This is a genomic window from Nocardia sp. IBHARD005 (assembly GCF_052814245.1).
Genome location: NZ_CP199935.1, coordinates 4,387,867 through 4,405,876, shown reverse-complemented (window position 1 = coordinate 4,405,876; position 18,010 = coordinate 4,387,867). Strand labels below are relative to the sequence as shown.

The window sequence follows — 18,010 nt, the reverse complement described above, 5'->3', positions numbered from 1 at the left end:
GTCTACAACCTCCACACCGTTCCGACCGGTGAGGAACGCTAATGACCCGATGTGAACGCACAGTTACCGGATCGTGACCATGCTCGGTCGAGCGACCGCATCGCCGATCCGAAGATTTCGCCGACTATCCACTTTCCGGGCAAAATCGCCCAAAAGCCGCGTTAGAGTAGCGACGGGAAGCGGAGCGAGGAGTTGGTTGGTGTCCATCGGGAAATTGGTGTCGTTCGACGGTTCACGGGGTTTCGGGTTCATCCGGCCCGATGACGGCGGGCCCGATGTGTTCGTCCACGTCAACGACATCGGCCTCGACGAGGACGAACTCCGTCAGGGTCGGCTGTTCGAGTTCGATGTGACCGAAGGTGACCGGGGCCCCAAAGCGATCAACCTCACCGGAGTCGGCCAGCCCCCCGCGGCCCCGAAAACGCGCAAGACCGGCGACCGGCTCGGTCCCGACGAACTGCGTCAGCAGATCACCGAACTCCTGCTGGAAGCCTCCCCGGCGCTCACCGCGGCCGAGATCATCACCATCCGTGACCGGTTCACCACCTTCGCCGACGAGCACGGCTGGCTCGACAGCTGACCCTCGCGGACAGCTGAGCGCGACAGACGCGCCCCCGATGTCCGCGCACGTGTCGGTGCCCCGTCCTACGATCGCCTCACACACCGATGAATCGGGCGTGCTCGCATCGTCGACACGGGTGTACAGACCCGCGAGGAGGATCGGATGGATCTACCGGTGATGCCGCCAGTGCGCCCCATGCTGGCCAAGTCGACGCCGTCGCTACCGCGCGAACCAGGACTCAGCTTTGAGCCGAAATGGGACGGCTTCCGCTGCATCGTGTTCCGCGACGGTGACGAGATCGAACTCGGTTCCCGCAACGATCGCCCGCTCACCCGCTATTTCCCCGAGTTGGCCGAGCTGCTGAAAGCGGCGCTGCCGCAACGCTGTGTCGTCGACGGTGAGATCGTGGTGGTCACCGACCAGGGCCTCGATTTCGATACCTTGCAGCAGCGGTTGCATCCTGCGGCATCCAGAGTGAACAAGCTCGCGGTGCAGACACCGGCCAGTTTCGTCGCCTTCGATCTGCTCGCCCTCGGCGATCGCGATCTCACCACCGAGCCGTTCGCGCTGCGGCGCCGCGAGCTCGAATCGTTGCTCGACGCCGCGCCCGGCCGGATCCACCTCACGCCGATCACCCAGGATCCCGACGTGGCTCAGGACTGGTTCACCCGGTTCGAGGGTGCGGGCTTCGACGGCGTGATGGCCAAGTCCGACGAGCTGGCCTACCTGCAGGACAAGCGTGTGATGCTCAAGATCAAGCACGAACGCACCGCCGACTGCGTGGTCGCCGGGTACCGGATGCACAAGGACGGCGAGGGTGTCGGTTCGCTGCTGCTCGGGTTGTTCGACGACGAGGGCACTCTGCATCACGTCGGGGTGGCATCGAGTTTCACCGCCGCCCGGCGCCGCGAACTGCTCGGTGAGCTGGCGCCGTTACGCGAGAACGCGCTCGACGATCATCCGTGGCGCAACTGGGCCGACGCGGCCGCACAGGCGAACGCCGACGGCAAGATGCCGGGCGGGGTGAGTCGATGGACCGGCGGCAAGGACCTGTCGTGGGAGCCGTTGCGGCCCGAGTTGGTCGCCGAGGTGCGCTACGAGCACGTGCAGTCGGGGCGGTTCCGCCACGGCGGGCGGCTGGCACGGTTCCGGGCCGACCGCACCCCCGATTCGTGCACCTACGCTCAGCTCGACGAAGTGGCACCCGCCGAACTCGACGCGATCTTCGGAGCCGGCCGATGAGCACCGCGGTGGAACTCGACATCGACGGCCGTGCGCTGACGATCAGCAATCCCGACAAGATCTACTTCACCACACGCGGCGAGACGAAGCTCGACCTCGTCAACTACTACCGCGCCGTCGCCGACCCGCTGCTCGGCGTGATCGGTGGGCGTCCACTGCTGCTGGAACGCTATCCCGACGGCGCGTCGGGCAAATCGTGGTTCCAGAAACGGGTGCCGAAGTCGGCGCCGGAGTGGTTGCAGACCGTCGAGGTGTCCACCCCGAACGGCACCACCAGCGACGCGCTGGTCGCGCACGATCTCGCGCACATCCTGTGGGCGGTGAATCAGGGCTGCCTCGGCTTCCACGTGTGGCCCAATCACGTTCCCGATCTGCGGATCGCCGACGAACTGCGGATCGACCTCGACCCCTCGCCCGGCATCGGATTCGGCGATCTGCGCCGTGCCGCGGTGCGCACTCGCGAGCTACTGGCCGAACTCGGCATCGACTCCGCCATCAAGACCTCGGGTTCACGTGGCCTGCACATCTACGCAGCCCTGGAACCGAGGTGGGACGGCTACGAGGTGCGCGCGGCCGCGGTGGCGATGGCCAGGGAACTGGAACGCAGGCACCCCGACGAGATCACCGCGCAGTGGTGGAAAGAGGAGCGCGGCTCGCGGGTGTTCATCGATTTCAATCAGAACGCGCCACACAAGACCGTGTTCGGCGCCTGGTCGGTACGGCCGAAGGTCGGCGGTCAGGTGTCGACGCCGATCACCTGGGCCGAACTCGACACCGTCGTCCCCGACGAACTCACCCTCGCGACTGTGCCCGCCCGCCTGGCCGCGTCGGGTGATCCATGGGCGAACCGGGCACCCCAGTCGATCGAACCACTTCTGGACATGTCGGAGCGCGACATGGCGGCGGGGCTGATGGACGCGCCGTGGCCACCGCAGTATCCGAAGATGCCGAACGAGCCACCGCGCGTGCAACCGAGCCGGGCCAAGAAGGACTGAACGCCAGGTCCGAAGCACCCAGACGCGGCAGCTGCACCGAGTGCTGAGATCTACTCGGTGGTCCAGAGCGACCAGACCGCGGCGCTGCCCTTGCCCTCACACACGAGTGCGTGGTTGTCGGAGGTGCGCCCCGACTTGTCCACCGAGGGATCACATTTCGCCCCCGCGGTGTAGTACGACCCCGACACCCGGAACGGCCCTGACCAGGTATGACCGCCCGGTCCGCGCAGGCACAGCAACGTTGCACCGTCTGCGGCCACGCCGAGCAGACCAGCCTTGTCCGCCGAACACGCGGTGCCCTTCTCGACGACGCTGCCCTTTTCCGGGGGACTCGTCACCGGAGCCGCCTGGGTCACCGGCGCGGCCCCGGTCACCGGCGGCGCGCCGTGGGAGGTCACCGACACCGGCGTCGGGGTTGCCGCGACCGACTGGGCCAGCGTCGGAACGGACACCTCCAGCCCGCCGAACACCGCGAGCCCGATCGCGATCGCGACCGCTGCTTCGGAGATGCCGAGCAGTACGGCCAGCACCGCGATCCCCCGCCCGCGCGGATGCCCGAACGACAGCAGCCCGAACACGATCGCGATCGGGAAAAGCACCACCAGCGCGGCGGCGAGCGCCACCATCGCATACGGATTCACGCGCGGTTGGTCACCGCGGCCACCAGCGCCCGAACCGTCCGTGGACACCTGCGGCCAGCGCTGGCCGTTCCAGCGCCGATCGTCGGACTCCTGCTCGGGGTCGTCGTCCCATTCCTCGTACCGTGCCATCAACCCCGGGTCCCTCTCCGATCTCCCCGGGCGCACAACTAAACAGGTGCGACGCCGGGTTACGCGACGAGAATAAGGACTCAGAGCCCGATAGGGCAGCTCAAACGCGAAATAGGGTCACAGTGACATAACGTGTGATCTGCGGTAATTCGCCTGGTAACGAACCGGCAAACACCTTTGCCTGTCCAGATGGAACAGGTTCATGCTGGTCAACAAGTGCACCACTGCGCGCACTCCTGAGCTCGCGAGGAGGAATCATGTCCGACAGCACGCCCTCGGCAGACGGAGCCTGGCATGCCCAAGCCGGCGATCTCCTCGCCGACGACTACAACGTCCCGGGCATCATCATGTGCGCGATCGGCGTGGTCGGGCTCGCCTGCACGCTCGTCGCGGCAGGCACCGAGCACACCGGGTGGGGCGTACTGGCCGGGATCATGACGGTGCTGTTCCTCGGCGGCGGCGTCGGTGCGCTGATGTTCGAACATCACCGCGAGCAGCAGATCGAACAGGCGCTCGGCCGCAATGGCCACGCACCCGGCCATGCCGTACCACAGCGCTACAGCGCCGCGGTCGCGATGCCACGCGCGAGGCGCGCGCTCGATTCCTAACGTCCGCTCGGCGTCGGCTCGGCGCGCAGGACGCTGGGGATCGTCTCGGTCATCAGCGTGAGCAGGGTGTCAACCAGCAGTTGATGCACCTGTGCCCTGGTGAGCGTGCCGCGGGTGATCCATTCGCGCCCGGCGACTTTCACCAGACCCGCGTAGGCGAGTACCAGTGCGCGCAAAGGTGCACTGTCTGCCAGATCGGCGCGTCCGATCATCACCAGCATGCGTTCGGCGGCGGCATCGTCGGCCTGGTCGAGGATCTGCTGCACCTCGGGGTCGTCACCGACGCCCTCGTGGCTGGTGACCTTCACCCAGGTGGTGCCGTGCTCGGCGATGGTGTCGAGCAGCCAGCCCACGATCGCGTCGACCCGCTCACCCGCTGAGCCGTCGGGAATGGACACCTTGTCCTGACGCGGCAGCGTCACCATGCGACGCACCACCGCCAGGTACAGGTCGCGCTTGTTGCCGAAGTAGTGGTTGATCAGGCCACGCGCCACCCCCGCTCGCTGGGCTAGTTCCGCGGTCGACACCGCCGCATAGGGCCGCTCACCGAACATGTCGATGGCACAGGCCAGGATCTGCGCGCGTCGCTCGTCGGGTTCGAGCCTGCGCCTGCGCGGCGCGTCTGCGGTGTCGGTCTCCAGCGGGGAAATCGGGCTGCTCCGTCGGGTTCGAATCGTCCCTCGCGCGGTTGCGGCGACGGCCCATCACGATACCCAGCGTGTCGCTCGCGCGGCCAATGCGACAATAGATGTCGTCAACCGCTCCCGCACGAAGGAATGTCGCGCTCCCCGATGACCGAGAACATGATCGATCCGGATGAGTTGGCGACCTGTCTGCGGGTGCTGGAACGCGCGGGGCAGCTGGAGAAGGAACACCCCGATTCCCTCGCCGTGCAGCGCGCCGTCGGGCACATGTTCAAGAAGCTCAAGCACCGCCGTCGCATCGAGGCCAGGGAACAGATCTCCTCGAACGACCGCGCGGTCATCGCCGCGACCGCAACCGGTTCGCCCCAGCGGATCGACGACGAGACCGCGGGCATCCCGATCAGCTCGGCCACCTCCGGCGCGAGCGCGGGCACCCTGCTCAAGGCGCGACCCTGCTATATCTGCAAGCAGAAATACACCCAGGTCGACGCGTTCTACCACCAGCTGTGCCCCGGCTGCGCGGCCGCGAGCCACACCAAACGCGATGCCCGCACCGACCTGTCCGGCAAGCGCGCCCTGCTCACCGGTGGCCGCGCCAAGATCGGCATGTACATCGCGTTGCGCCTGCTGCGCGACGGTGCCCACACCACCATCACCACCCGCTTCCCCAACGACGCGATCCGCCGCTTCGCCGCCATGGAGGACAGCGCCGACTGGCTGCACCGGCTGCGCATCGTCGGCATCGACCTGCGTGATCCCGCGCAGGTCGTGGCACTGGCCGACGACGTCGCCGCACAGGGCCCCCTCGACATCCTGATCAACAACGCCGCCCAGACCGTGCGCCGCTCGGCGGGTGCCTACAGCGCCCTGGTCGACGCCGAGACCTCCCCGCTGCCCGCGGGCGTCCTGCCGGAAATGGTCACCTTCGGCAAAACAATGCAGGCTCACCCGACCGCCCTCACCGCCTCGCTCACGCCGTCGCTGTCGGCCACCGATGTCGCCGAACTCGCGCTGGTCGCGGGCTCGGCCACCCCGGAACGGATCGCGGCGGGCGTGGCCATCGACGCGGGCGGCCTGGTTCCCGATCTCGCGCACACCAACAGCTGGGTGCAGACCGTCGGCGAGGTGGAGGCCACCGAACTGCTCGAGGTGCAGCTGTGCAACTCGGTCGCGCCGTTCATCCTGGTGTCGCGGTTGCGTCCGGCGCTGGCCGCCGCGGCGGGCAGGCGTAAGTATGTGGTCAACGTCTCCGCGATGGAAGGCCAGTTCGGCCGCGGCTACAAGGGCCCGGGGCACCCGCACACGAACATGGCCAAGGCCGCGCTGAACATGCTCACCCGCACCAGCGCGCTCGAGCTGTTCGAGGCCGACTCGATCCTGATGACCGCCGTCGACACCGGCTGGATCACCGATGAACGCCCGCACTTCACGAAGGTCCGCCTCGCCGAAGAGGGCTTCCACGCTCCCCTCGATCTCGTCGACGGCGCCGCCCGCGTCTACGACCCGATCGTGCAGGGCGAGGACGGCGTCGACCTGTACGGCTGCTTCCTGAAGGACTACCGGCCTTCACCCTGGTGATCCAAGCGATGCCGAACCGGAATGATGATCATGATTCCGACCGGCGAGCGGGTACATATTCTGAATAGGTGCCGTTCCGGGTGCTGGCCGACGTTCTCGCCGTCACCCACGTCGCGTTCATCGCGTACGTGGTCGCCGGCGGCTTTCTCGCGTGGCGATGGCCGCGCACGATCGGCCTGCACGTGCCGGCCGTGGCGTGGGGTTTCGGCACCGTCCTGATCGGCTTCCACTGCCCGCTGACCTACGCCGAGAACTGGGCGCGCAGGCGGGCCGGGGAGGGCGAGTTGCCCGCCGCGGGATTCATCGACCACTACCTGACCGGGGTGATCTACCCCGACAGCGCGCTCGGCTTGGTGCGCGCGCTCGCGGCGGTGGCGGTGCTCGTGTCGTGGGTGGGCTACGCGCGCCTGCACCAGCGCCGCCTCAGTTCACGTGCCGTGTGATCTCCTGCGCCACCGCGGCGTGTTGTTCGTCGAGATAGAAGTGCCCGCCACCGAACGTGCGCAGGTTGAACGGCCCGTCGGTGACCGCACGCCACTGTTCGGCCTGCGCCACCGTGGTCGTCGGGTCCTCGGTACTGACGAGCGCGACGACCGGGCAGCTCAGCGACGGTCCCGATCGCTGCCGATAGGTCTCGACCGCCTGGTAGTCGGCGCGGACGGCGGGCAGCACGAGATCGGCGAGCCCCGGTTCGGTGCGCAGCAGACGCACCGGCACCGGGTCGTTCGCCAGCCGCTCCAGATCGTCGATGAGCGCGGCGTCCGAGGCCTGGTGTAGCCGTCCGGTTTCAACGAATTCCGGTGCGGGACGGCCGGATACGATGAGGGCGCGGACCGGTTGTCCGGCCGCGGCGAGTCGCCGCGCGGTCTCGTAGGCAACGGTCGCGCCCATGCTGTGCCCGAACAGTGAACGGGCGGGACCGGGCTGACGCGCGATGTCCGCGGCGATCCGGTCGGCGAGCAGGTGCAGGTCGGTGATCGTCGGATCGTCGAGGCGGTCCTGTCGCCCCGGATACTGCACTGCCGCCACTTCGACGCCCGCACCGATGTGTCGCGCCAGCTCCCGATAGAAGGCCGCCGATCCCCCACCCGGCGGAAAGCAGGTCAATCGCCCGCGCGCCGCCGTATCCGGTCGCAGTATCCGAACCCACTCCGTCGCAGCCGTATTCACGCCCACATCACACTCCTCACCATCATCACCACAACTAGGCTGGTCGATGTGACCACCGCGCAGCAGCTCGTCCACGCCTACGAGACGGGACTCGGACTCGCACCGTCGAGCGATGTCGACGTGCCGGACCCGGGTGCGCGGTTGGCGGCCACCCTACCGGTGTGGGCGCTCGCGGCGGGTTCGGTCGCGGCGGCGAGCGCGGCCGCCAACCGGGTCAGACTCGCGCGGGGACTGCCCACCCGCCCCGTTTGCCTCGGTGCCGACCGGGTGACCGCGGCGTTCAGCAGTGAGCGTCTGTTCCGTCGAGGCGCGGGCGCCCCCTCGTTCTTCGCCGAGCTGTCCGGCTTCTTCCCCACCGCCGACGGTTGGGTCCGCACCCACGCCAACTACCCCCATCACCGTGAACGACTCCTGCGGGCACTCGACCTCCCCGCCGACGGTGCCGCCGACCGGCTCACCGACCGATTGTCCACGATGAAGGGCGCCGAGGTCGAAGACGAAGCGGCCGCGGCGGGTGCGATCGCGGTCCGCGTCCGCACCGAAGACGAATGGTCGACCAGCCCGATGGGCCGCGCCGCCGCGACCGGCCCGTTGGTCGCCGCGGACGTGCGCGACGACCGGATACCCACCACCGACGCGACGCTGCCGGGAGGCGGGCACGATCGTCTGAACGATCAACGGCCCGGCACTGCGCTCGGTGCCACCGGGGCAGGTCCCACGACCGACCGACCCCTGACCGGTATTCGCGTGCTCGACCTGACTCGTGTCCTCGCCGGGCCGGTCGCGACCCGAACGCTGGCGCTGCTCGGCGCCGACGTGCTGCGCATCGACCCACCGCACCTGCCCGAGATCGACTGGCAGTTCTCCGACAACTGCCAGGGCAAACGCTCGACCCTGCTCGACCTACGAACCGACCTCGCGACATTCGAGGATCTGCTCGCCGAGGCGGATGTGCTCGTCACCGGCTACCGTCCTGGCGCGCTCGCCGCGGCCGGTGTCCACGCGGCCCGGCGTCGCGGCGTGATCGAGGCCTCGGTGTCCGCATGGGGTACGAGCGGACCATGGGGCGACCGACGAGGTTTCGACAGCATCGTCCAAGCGACATCCGGCATCTCGCTCATCGAGGCAACACCGGATCGTCCCGGCGCACTGCCCGCACAGGCACTCGACCACGGGTCGGGCTACCTCCTTGCCGCCGCCGTCATGGACGCGCTGCTGGCGCGCGCCGACGACGGGTTCGGGCGAAACATCCGAGTCTCGCTGGCCCGCACCGCATCCTGGCTCCTGGCCGCGGACGGCCGCTGTCCCGGCCATCCCGCCGCGACACCACCCGATCCGGCATCGACGGTCGCCCACCACGAACTCGTCACGGCCGCACCGGCATTCGCCGATTACGACGATTACCGCTGGCCCGCGCCACCGTACGGGTCGGCGCAGCCGTTCTGGGTCGAAGCGCCCGACCACTACCACCGCCCGTGACCGGACTCGATCACGTCCCCGCGAGCGCCTGGACCGCCACGGTGAGCTGATCACCATCGATACCGACCTGGCCGGGATCGAGCAACCACAGCATCCCGAGCCCCTGGGCGAGCACGAAATACAGCCGCCCGATCGCCGCGGCCTGGACCGGATCGAGTTCGGGATGGGCAGCCTGCACATGGGCCCCGAGGTCGACGAACGCCCTGGACAGCTGGTCGCCCAGCTGAGCCCGCGCCTCGTCGGAGCGCACGATCCGCACGATGTTCTCCAGGCTGGCCAGCATCGCCTCGTGATTGCCCGCGAATACCGCGGACATCCCGTTCCACAGCACAGCGAGCCCCTCCAGTGGCGACTTCCCGGTGCCCGCGGCGATCAGTTCGTCCATCGCCTCACCCATGGAGTTGCCCAGCGCCTCGCTCAACGCCTCGGTGACCAGGCGATCCTTCGACCCGAAGTGGTAGCCGATCGCGGCCAGGCTCACCCCCGCCGCGGCGGCGATATCGCGCGCGGTCGCCTTCGCGACGCCGCGCTCCAGAATCACTTTGCGCGCCCCCGCCAGGAGATCTTCTCTATTGCCCATGCTCAGCAGGCTACCTGGCTGTCTTAGACATTTGTTCTAGACATCCGTGCCACCCCCTGTTAGACATATGTCTAAGACATTCGTTCATCAGACGGGAAACACCATCATGAGCATCACCAGCCCCCTCCACGTTCTCGTCTCCGGCGGCGGTATCGCGGGCAACGCGGTCGCACTCCAGTTGCTGCGCAACGGCATTCGTACCACCGTCGTCGAGCGCGCGGCGGTCCCCCGTCCCGGCGGCCAGGCCGTCGATCTGCGTGGCCCGAGCAAGGAGGCCGCCGAGCGGATGGGTTTGATGGCGGGCATCGCCGAGTACCAGATCGACGAGCGCGGGATGTCCTACATCGACGGCGACGGCAAGATCTACGCCAGGATGGCGATGGCGGACTTCGACGGCCAGGGCGCCGTCGCCGAAATCGAGATCACCCGCGGCGATCTCAATCAGGTGCTGCTCGACGCAGTGGCCACCGCCGACAACGGCCGGCTGGACTATCGCTACGGCGCGTGGATCGACCAGGTCGTCCAGGACGACACCGGTGTGGATGTCACGTTCGCGTCCGGGGTCGCCGAGCGGTTCGACCTGGTGATCGGCGCCGACGGCGTCCACTCGGCGACGCGGCGACTCGTCTTCGGACCCGAGGAGAAGTTCAGCACCAACCTCGGCGGGTACGGCGCCTTCTTCACCATGCCGAAGCCCGCCGAGGTGGAGCCCGGCTGGTTCAGCATGCGCCTGGTGCCCGGTGCCATGCTCGGCATCCGCCCCGACGGCGACCCGAGCACCGCCAAGGCGATCATCACCATGCGCACCGAGGCAGACCCGGCACTGCGCCGCGACATCGACGCCCAGCGCGCACTCATCAGAAAGACGATCGGCGGCGCGGGCTGGCACGCCCCGGCGGTCCTCGACGCGATGGACTCCACACCCGACTTCTACTTCGATGAGATCGCCCGCGTCGACGTCCCCGAGTTGTCCATCGGCCGCGTGACGCTGATCGGCGACGCGGGCTACTGCGGATCCCCGCTGACCGGCATGGGCACCGCGATGGCCATTGTCGGCGCCTACGTGCTGGCCGCCGAGATCGCCGCCACCCCGGACGATCTGGCGGGCGCGCAGCAGCGCTACCAGGACAAGATCTCGCCGTTCCTCGACAAAGCCAAGGAGATCCCCGGCGGCGGTTTGGCGATGATGATCCCCAAGTCCCCGCTGCTGACGCGGCTCGCCAAGGCGAACGTGCGGCTCATGATGTCTCGCCCGATGCGTCCGCTCACCAAGAAGATCTTCTTCGGCCACACCGCAGAGTTCGCCCTCCCGACCTACTGACCGCCACCCACCGACTGGCCGCGGACCCCGAGTGGTCCGCGGCTACCCTCGATGGCGTGCCGCAGAAGATCCTCCTCGACGTCGATACCGGGATCGACGACTCCCTGGCCATCCTCTATCTGCTGGCCTCCGACGAGGCCGAGATCATCGGCATCGCCGCCACCGCGGGCAATGTGGACGGGGCACAGGTCGCGGCGAATACCCTGGCGATGCTCGACCTGGGCCGGGCACCCGAGATCGAGGTGGCGCTCGGCGCGGCCGAACCGCTCGCCATCCCCTTACGCACCACCGAGGACACCCACGGTCCGCAGGGCCTCGGCTACGCCGAACTGCCCGTCTCGGCGCGCGCGCTGTCGCCCCGATCGGCGGCCCAGCTCTGGGTCGACCTGGTTCGCGCCAACCCCGGCGAGGTGACCGGCCTGTGCACCGGTCCGCTGACCAATCTCGCGCTGGCCCTGCGCATCGAACCCGAACTGCCGCGCCTACTGGACCGCCTCGTCATCATGGGCGGCGCGTTCAACCACCCCGGCAACACGACTCCGACCAACGAGTGGAACATCCACGTCGATCCCGAAGCGGCCAAAGCGGTCTTCGACGCCTTTTCCGCGGCGCCGCCGGACCGCAGGCCGCTGGTCTGCGCACTCGACATCACCGAGTCGATCGAGATGGTCCCCGAACACCTCGAGCTACTGGCGCAGTCGGCACACAGCACACCGATCGAGCAGGTCGGCGCGGGCGATCCCGCCGAATTCCGCTCGGCGGCAAGCAATCCGATCATCCGCTATCTCACCGACGCGGTGCGCTTCTATTTCGATTTCCACCACCAGTACGACCTCGGCTACCTGGCCCACATGCACGACCCGTTCGCCGCCGCGGTCGCACTCGACCCCACCCTGGCGACCACCCGCGCGGCCACCGTCGACGTGGAGCTGGCCGGCACCATCACCCGCGCCACCACCGTCGCCGACTGGGCGGGCATGTGGGGCCGAGAACCCAACGCCGACATCGTGATCGGCACCGACCCCGCCGTCTTCTTCGAACGCCTCGTCACCCGCGTCGGTGCCCTGGCCCGCCACCTCTACCCGGAGCAGTCATGACCGTAGACACCGTCGCCTACCTCGCCGACTTCCGCGAACGCTACAACCTGCCCGCGATCGTCGACGTCCACACCCACTTCATGCCCGATCAGGTGATGCACAAGGTCTGGGCGTACTTCGACGCCGCCGGGCCGCTGACCGGCCGACCGTGGCCGATCACCTATCGCGACGACGAGCAGGTACGCCTGAAGACCTTGCGCGACTTCGGCATCCGGGCGTTCACCTCGCTGGTGTACCCGCACAAACCGGAGATGGCCGCCTGGCTCAACGACTGGACCGCCGAGTTCGCCGCCCGCACCCCCGACTGCCTGCACACGGCCACCTTCTACCCCGAGCCGGACGCGCCACGCTACGTCCGCGAAGCCATCGATCGTGGCGCGCGAGTGTTCAAGGTGCACATCCAGGTCGGCGCGTTCTCGCCCTTGGACCCGCTGCTCGACCCGGTGTGGGCAATCCTCGCCGAAACCGGCACACCCGTTCTCATCCATTGCGGATCCGGTCCCGCCCCTGGCGAATTCACCGGGCCCGCCCCCATCGCCGAACTCCTGCGGCGCTTCCCGACCCTGCGGCTGATCATCGCGCACATGGGAACCCCCGAATACAGTGAATTCCTCGACCTGGCCGAGCAGTACCCGCTGCTCTATCTCGACACCACCATGGTGTGGACCGACTTCAGCGAAGGCGGCGCACCCTTCCCACCGTCCGAACGAGATCGCCTGCGCCGCTTCGCCGATCGCATTCTGTTCGGCAGCGACTTCCCCAATATCCCCTACCCCTATGCCGAGGCCGTCGCCGCACTGGAACGGCTCGACCTCGGTCCGGAGTGGCTGCGCAAGGTCTGTCACGACAACGCGGCACGGTTGTTCGAGCTCGGCTGATCAGGCGGGGGATCTCCCTCCCTTCGGCCAGGAGCGGCCACGAGTTCTTGAAGGCCTTCTGCCAGTAGCCCCACGAGTGGGTGCCCTGGGTCGACAGGTCGGACGTCGCGGGGATAGTGTTCGGGCGCGCTCCCGCATCCCGACGATCGGCGTGTCCCGCTGGCGCCGACGCCTCGCGACCGCCGTTGACGACCTCGATCACGATCCCGCCGTCGCGCCTGCCGATCCGGAACCGCACCGGCACAGCACGATGCGCGTGTTTCATGACATGTGGTCAGCGATTCCTCTACCAGTCGTAAGACTGCGACCATGCGCGGATCGGCTTCGCGCACAACATGTCCGGCCACCGAGATCCGCAGAATGATCGAAGCCATATGGTGGGCCACCACGTCGTGGAGTTCCCTGGCCAGTGCGGCGCGTTCGCCGAGGCGGGTACGGGCTTGCGCCTCATCGGCGCGCGTTCGCAGATTCTCCGCGAGGTCATGCTGCCCACGCAGAGACAACCCGAGCAGCAACGGCAGTCCCACCTACGCCGCGGCCTGCGCCACCACGAAGACCAGGCCGTGATGGGCCAACTCCTGGTCCTCGCCCAGGTCAGCAACCCGCGCCCACGCAGATGGACATGGGCGCCATGAGTCACGGAGCTGACAGCGGCTTGTGACTACAGTCGAATCATGGGCATCGAGTGTTCTGGCGTTGTCGCAACACCCCGGGCCGACGTGTTCGCCTGGTTCGCTCGTCGCGGTGCGTTCACGCGACTGGCGCCGCCGTGGCAGCCGGTCACCTTGCTCGCCGAGGCCGATTCGCTGGCCACCGGGCGAGCGGTGCTCGGCCTTCCCGGCGGGCTGCGCTGGGTCGCACAGCACGACCCCGAGCAGTATCGCCCGCCCGAGCGGTTCGCCGACGCCGTCGCGGCGGACGGGCCCGCCTCGTTCCCGGTCTCCCGACTGTTGAGGTGGCGGCATGTGCACGAGTTCACCGAGGTCGACGACTCGCACACCCGTGTCATCGACCGGGTCGACACCCCGATTCCGGAGTCCGTGCTGCGGCCTGTGTTCGACTACCGCCTGCGCCAGTTGACGAACGATCTGGCAGCCCATCGCCGCGCGGCCGAATCCGGCATGCCGCCGACGACGATCGCGATGACCGGCGCGTCGGGGCTGGTCGGCTCGGCGCTGAGCGCCTTCCTCAGCACCGGCGGGCACCGCGTGGTGCGATTGGTGCGCCATCGCCCACAACATCGCGACGAACGACAGTGGGATCCCGCCGATCCCGCCGCCGACCTGCTCGCCGGCATCGACGCCGTGGTTCATCTGGCGGGGGCATCCATCGCGGGGCGATTCACCGCCGGGCACCGGCGAGCGGTGGCCGACAGCCGCATCGAGCCGACCCGGCGGCTCGCCGAACTCGCCGCCGCGTCGGGCATCGACACCTTCGTCAGCGCTTCCGCCGTCGGCTACTACGGCTACGACCGCGGCGAACAGGTACTCACCGAGCAGTCCGAGCGCGGCGACGGGTTCCTGGCCGACGTGGTCGAACAGTGGGAGGACGCGTGCGAGCTCGCGGCGGTGGGCGGAGTCCGCGTGGTGCGGGTGCGCACCGGTATCGTGCAGTCGCCGCGTGGCGGCACCCTGCGGTTGCTGCGACCGTTGTTCGCCGCCGGTCTCGGTGGGCGGATCGGGGACGGCCGGCAGTGGCTGTCGTGGATCGGCATCGACGATCTCGTCGATGTCTACCACCGCGCTCTGTGGGACAGCACGGTGGCAGGACCGGTCAATGCCGTTGCGCCGCAGCCGGTTCGCAACAGCGAGTACACCCACGTCCTGGCTCGCGTGTTGCACCGTCGGGCCCTGCTCCCGGTCCCGAGCTTCGGTCCGGCGGTGCTACTGGGCAAGCAGGGTGCCCGCGAACTCGCCGAGGCCAGTCAGCGGGTGGCGCCGACCCGGCTCGCGGCGGCCGGGCACACGTTCCGTACCGAGGAGTTGGAGGAGACGCTGCGGCATCTCCTCGGACGAACTGCGATCTGACGGGTTTCCGATGCCAGGTCGTCACGAGCGAACGATGGGCGTCGGCGGGTCCGCCAACTCTGGAATGTCCGGACCCGCCATGAATCGATTATGAATCATTCAATGGTTCAAATTGCCGACGCTGAGCCGGAGCTATCTTCAGCGATGGCGTCGACCGCGGCAGCCAGATCACCGACTCGCTCGACCGTGTCGGGCAGCATCACGACGTCCCAGCCCGGCCCGCCGACGAGCACCCGCGCGCCCGCGCTCGCGCAGGCCAGCACTGCCGAGGTCAGCGCGGTCGATTCACGCTGCGACCACAACAGCACCGCGTTCGGGCCCGAATGCCTGGTGAGCGCATCGGACAGTGCGACCGTCGGCACGTCGGCGCCCAGCATGCGCGCACCGACCCCGGCCTGCGCCAAGGCCGCACGCAGCACATCCAGCGGGAGCGAATGCGTTTCGCCGCTGGTGCAGGCGAGCAGCACGGGCGCGCTGCTCCGCGCCGGTTTCACCTGTTGCATGACCGCCGCGATCGACCACGACAGCAAATGCTCGACATCGATGCATCCCTCACCACCGCCCTGACGCGCGACGATATCGGCGAAGGCGGGGCGACACAGGGTCTCCCAGGTCTGTACGACACCGTGGGCACGCACGTGCGCGTCCAGGTGTGCGCAGACAGTGCCGGTATCCAGCGCGAACGCCGCGTCGAGCAGGCCGGCGCGATCACCGAGGACCGGCGCGGGTCCACGCGCGGCCGCCGCGGCCCCGGCCGGGCTGGCGCCACCGGCGATCAGCCCGAGCATGTGCTCGAGCGCCGCGATATCGGTATCGGTATAGAGCCGATGACGGCCCGGACGTTCCTGGGCGGGCCCGATGCCGTAGCGGCGGTTCCAGCTCCGCAGGGTGGCGGTCGGGATGCCGAGACGGTCGGCCACCGCGCGCACCGTATAACCGGCCGCGGCGGAAGCGGGAGCGAAACCGGCGGGCATCGTTTCATTCTGCCCGGAACACCCGGGCAGGCGCGTCACGGCCCGGCCTCCGCGCGTCGGCGGCGCGCAGAAGCCGCCGACGCGACGACTCGCGCAACCGCCCTCCTCATGCATCAATAATGCATCATTTACTGCTAACCTGGGAGAACACCGCCTACAGCGAGGAGTTTCCCGTGCGTACCCGACTCCGCCCGTGGACCACCGCTCTGCTGATCGCCGCCGGCCTCACCGCGACAAGCCTCGGCACCGCGACCGCGGCCCCACCCGCACCGGTACCGCGCCTTGACCTCGACCGCTATCTCGGCGTATGGCATCAGCTCGCGGCGGTACCGCAGGTGTTCAACCTCAACTGCGCGCGCGACACCTCCGCGACCTACACCCTCGACCCCGGCGGCGACATCGCAGTCCACAACCGGTGCCACACCTGGACCGGCGGCGTCGACGAGATCCGCGGCACCGCGACGGTGAACGACCCGATCACGAACGCGCAACTGCACGTGAGCTTTCCGGGCGTCATCGGCCAGGACGAGCGCGTTGGACCGACCAACTACATCGTGACCGCGCTCGGCCCTGACTATTCGTGGGCCCTGGTCACCTCGCCGAACAGGCTCTCCGGTTTCGTCCTGTCGCGCACCCCCGCCCTGGACGACACCGCCTGGCAGCAGATCGACGAGGCGATCGTGACCGCGGGCCAGGATCGGTGCATCTACCTGACCTCACCCACGACCGGCGGACGTTCGGGTGTGCTGCCCCTCTGCGCCCGATGAGTGTCGCCATCGCCCTGTTCACTCGCGACCTGCGCGTGCACGACAATCCGGTCCTCACCGCCGCGGCTCGCGGGGCCGACCAGGTGGTACCGCTGTTCGTCGTCGACGAGGCGCTGGTGCCCGACCGCTGCCCACCCAATCGCGCGCACTTCCTCGCCGCCGCCCTGGCCGAACTCGACAAGGAGCTGCGTGCGCTCGGCGGTGCGCTCGTCGTGCGCCGCGGCGCGGTGATCGACGAGGTCGACCGAGTGGTGCGGGAGACCGGCGCCGCGAGCGTGCACCTGGCAGCGGACGTCAGCCGCTACAGCAGCATGCGCGAACAAGCGCTGCGCCGCATCTCGAACACCGCGGTGCAGTGCCATTCCGGTTCCGTCACAGCCACTTCCACCGAACTCGTCCCGTCGACGGGACGCGATCACTTCGCCGTTTTCACCCCCTACTTCCGGCGGTGGAGCGCGGCCCATCACCGCACCCCGCTCCCGGCGCCCCGGTCGCTGTCGGTGCCACCGATCCGGGGCGAGGAACTACCCCGGCCTGCCGATCTCGGTTCCGGGCAGCCGTCGCCACGGTTGCGGGTCGGCGGGGAGTCCACCGGTCGTGCGCTGCTGCACGACTGGCTCGACGGCCCGATCGCCGACTACGCCCGTGACAACGACGATCTCGCTGCCGACGCGACCTCCCGGCTGTCGCCTTACCTCCACTTCGGGTGCGTGTCCCCCAGCGAAGTGGTGAGCCGGGTCGACACGGCGACCGAAGGCGGACTCGCCTTCGTCCGGCAGCTGGCCTGGCGCGACTTCCACCACCAGGTGCTCGCCGCCCGCCCCGATGCCGCCTGGTCGGACTACCGCACCCGGGTGACCGCGGGCCCCGACGACGAAAAGGCCGTCGCCGCTTGGCGAGACGGGCGCACCGGCTACCCGATCGTCGACGCCGGCATGCGGCAACTCCGCGCCGAAGGCTGGATGCCGGGGCGAGCGCGCTTGATCTCGGCCAGCTTCCTCGCCAAATCGCTACGCCAGGACTGGCGTGTCGGCGCGGCGCATTTCCTGCACTGGCTCGTCGACGCCGATCTCGCGAACAACCAGCTCAACTGGCAGTGGGTCGCAGGCACCGGCACCGACACCCGGCCCCATCGAATCCTCAATCCCCTGCGCCAGGCCGACCGCTACGACCCCGACGGCGCGTACGCGCGGCGGTGGCTACCCGAGCTGGCGCACCTGCCCGGCGCGAGCATTCATCGTCCGTGGCGCGAGCACGTCGATCCGGCGGACTATCCCCCGCCGATCATCGACTGCGTCGGCAGCTAGGTGCTGCCACT

General features: G+C 68.7%; 20 protein-coding genes. 14 read left to right on the top strand and 6 right to left on the bottom strand.

All coding sequences use genetic code 11. The features are described from left to right. Window positions 1-196: 196 nt before the first annotated feature. From ACTWPB_RS20795 to ligD, 3 genes are all read left to right on the top strand, one after another. A complete protein-coding gene (locus ACTWPB_RS20795; protein WP_446222248.1) occupies window positions 197-580 on the top strand; it encodes a cold shock domain-containing protein in 384 nt (127 codons plus the stop codon). A gap of 144 nt (window positions 581-724) precedes the next feature. Then, the gene (locus ACTWPB_RS20790; protein WP_446222247.1) at window positions 725-1,804 is read left to right on the top strand and encodes an ATP-dependent DNA ligase; all 1,080 of its coding nucleotides are present in this window, start codon (window positions 725-727) and stop codon (window positions 1,802-1,804) included. Continuing rightward, window positions 1,801-2,799: a non-homologous end-joining DNA ligase gene (gene ligD / locus ACTWPB_RS20785; protein WP_446222246.1), complete on the top strand. Its 999-nt coding sequence runs from the start codon at window positions 1,801-1,803 to the stop codon at window positions 2,797-2,799. Before ACTWPB_RS20790 ends, ligD begins: the two co-directional genes overlap by 4 nt. A gap of 50 nt (window positions 2,800-2,849) precedes the next feature. Here ligD and ACTWPB_RS20780 read toward each other — a convergent pair whose 3' ends face one another. After that, the gene (locus tag ACTWPB_RS20780; RefSeq protein WP_446222245.1) at window positions 2,850-3,569 is read right to left on the bottom strand and encodes a hypothetical protein; all 720 of its coding nucleotides are present in this window, start codon (window positions 3,567-3,569) and stop codon (window positions 2,850-2,852) included. 257 nt (window positions 3,570-3,826) lie between these two features. Here ACTWPB_RS20780 and ACTWPB_RS20775 point away from each other — a divergent pair, with 257 nt between their 5' ends. Beyond that, the gene (locus ACTWPB_RS20775; protein WP_446222244.1) at window positions 3,827-4,177 is read left to right on the top strand and encodes a hypothetical protein; all 351 of its coding nucleotides are present in this window, start codon (window positions 3,827-3,829) and stop codon (window positions 4,175-4,177) included. On the opposite strand, the gene ACTWPB_RS20770 is transcribed toward ACTWPB_RS20775, so the two are convergent. Continuing rightward, window positions 4,174-4,731, bottom strand: a complete 558-nt coding sequence (locus tag ACTWPB_RS20770) for a TetR/AcrR family transcriptional regulator (protein ID WP_446222243.1) — start codon at window positions 4,729-4,731, stop codon at window positions 4,174-4,176. The genes ACTWPB_RS20775 and ACTWPB_RS20770 overlap by 4 nt on opposite strands. 237 nt (window positions 4,732-4,968) lie before the next feature. Here ACTWPB_RS20770 and ACTWPB_RS20765 point away from each other — a divergent pair, with 237 nt between their 5' ends. Next, entirely contained in the window at window positions 4,969-6,399 is a 1,431-nt protein-coding gene (locus ACTWPB_RS20765; protein WP_446222242.1) for an SDR family NAD(P)-dependent oxidoreductase, read from the top strand. 68 nt (window positions 6,400-6,467) lie between these two features. Then, a complete protein-coding gene (locus tag ACTWPB_RS20760) occupies window positions 6,468-6,842 on the top strand; it encodes a DUF2784 domain-containing protein (RefSeq protein ID WP_446222241.1) in 375 nt (124 codons plus the stop codon). Here the strand turns inward: ACTWPB_RS20760 and ACTWPB_RS20755 are convergent. After that, window positions 6,823-7,575 (bottom strand): thioesterase II family protein, encoded by a 753-nt coding sequence (locus ACTWPB_RS20755; protein ID WP_446222240.1) that lies wholly within the window; start codon window positions 7,573-7,575, stop codon window positions 6,823-6,825. The genes ACTWPB_RS20760 and ACTWPB_RS20755 overlap by 20 nt on opposite strands. A gap of 42 nt (window positions 7,576-7,617) precedes the next feature. Here ACTWPB_RS20755 and ACTWPB_RS20750 point away from each other — a divergent pair, with 42 nt between their 5' ends. Further along, on the top strand, window positions 7,618-9,048 hold the full coding sequence (locus tag ACTWPB_RS20750; protein ID WP_446222239.1) for a CoA transferase: 1,431 nt from the start codon (window positions 7,618-7,620) through the stop codon (window positions 9,046-9,048). A 10-nt stretch (window positions 9,049-9,058) separates the two neighbouring features. On the opposite strand, the gene ACTWPB_RS20745 is transcribed toward ACTWPB_RS20750, so the two are convergent. Further along, a complete protein-coding gene (locus ACTWPB_RS20745; RefSeq protein WP_446222238.1) occupies window positions 9,059-9,628 on the bottom strand; it encodes a TetR/AcrR family transcriptional regulator in 570 nt (189 codons plus the stop codon). A gap of 106 nt (window positions 9,629-9,734) precedes the next feature. Here ACTWPB_RS20745 and ACTWPB_RS20740 point away from each other — a divergent pair, with 106 nt between their 5' ends. The 3 genes from ACTWPB_RS20740 to ACTWPB_RS20730 are packed head-to-tail and all read left to right on the top strand — an operon-like array spanning window position 9,735 to window position 12,924. Then, the gene (locus ACTWPB_RS20740) at window positions 9,735-10,949 is read left to right on the top strand and encodes an FAD-dependent monooxygenase (RefSeq protein ID WP_446222237.1); all 1,215 of its coding nucleotides are present in this window, start codon (window positions 9,735-9,737) and stop codon (window positions 10,947-10,949) included. A 56-nt stretch (window positions 10,950-11,005) separates the two neighbouring features. Next, the gene (locus tag ACTWPB_RS20735; RefSeq protein ID WP_446222236.1) at window positions 11,006-12,046 is read left to right on the top strand and encodes a nucleoside hydrolase; all 1,041 of its coding nucleotides are present in this window, start codon (window positions 11,006-11,008) and stop codon (window positions 12,044-12,046) included. Continuing rightward, entirely contained in the window at window positions 12,043-12,924 is an 882-nt protein-coding gene (locus ACTWPB_RS20730) for an amidohydrolase family protein (protein ID WP_446222235.1), read from the top strand. Before ACTWPB_RS20735 ends, ACTWPB_RS20730 begins: the two co-directional genes overlap by 4 nt. Here the strand turns inward: ACTWPB_RS20730 and ACTWPB_RS20725 are convergent. Then, complete coding sequence (locus ACTWPB_RS20725) at window positions 12,888-13,298, bottom strand: hypothetical protein (protein ID WP_446226429.1); 411 nt, start codon at window positions 13,296-13,298, stop codon at window positions 12,888-12,890. The two genes, ACTWPB_RS20730 and ACTWPB_RS20725, sit on opposite strands and share 37 nt — an antisense overlap. Between ACTWPB_RS20725 and ACTWPB_RS20720 the strand changes: the two genes are divergently transcribed. Together ACTWPB_RS20720 and ACTWPB_RS20715 are read left to right on the top strand one after the other, a co-directional pair. Further along, window positions 13,299-13,559, top strand: coding sequence for a hypothetical protein (locus ACTWPB_RS20720; RefSeq protein ID WP_446226563.1), 261 nt, complete (start codon window positions 13,299-13,301; stop codon window positions 13,557-13,559). 39 nt (window positions 13,560-13,598) lie between these two features. Beyond that, complete coding sequence (locus ACTWPB_RS20715) at window positions 13,599-14,951, top strand: TIGR01777 family oxidoreductase (protein ID WP_446222234.1); 1,353 nt, start codon at window positions 13,599-13,601, stop codon at window positions 14,949-14,951. A 107-nt stretch (window positions 14,952-15,058) separates the two neighbouring features. Here ACTWPB_RS20715 and ACTWPB_RS20710 read toward each other — a convergent pair whose 3' ends face one another. Further along, on the bottom strand, window positions 15,059-15,925 hold the full coding sequence (locus tag ACTWPB_RS20710) for a MerR family transcriptional regulator (protein ID WP_446222233.1): 867 nt from the start codon (window positions 15,923-15,925) through the stop codon (window positions 15,059-15,061). 173 nt (window positions 15,926-16,098) lie between these two features. On the opposite strand from ACTWPB_RS20710, the gene ACTWPB_RS20705 reads away from it, so the two are divergent. Then, window positions 16,099-16,692, top strand: a complete 594-nt coding sequence (locus ACTWPB_RS20705) for a lipocalin family protein (RefSeq protein WP_446222232.1) — start codon at window positions 16,099-16,101, stop codon at window positions 16,690-16,692. Further along, complete coding sequence (locus ACTWPB_RS20700) at window positions 16,689-17,999, top strand: cryptochrome/photolyase family protein (RefSeq protein ID WP_446222231.1); 1,311 nt, start codon at window positions 16,689-16,691, stop codon at window positions 17,997-17,999. The genes ACTWPB_RS20705 and ACTWPB_RS20700 overlap by 4 nt, the downstream gene beginning before the upstream one ends. The last annotated feature ends 11 nt before the right edge of the window (window positions 18,000-18,010 follow it).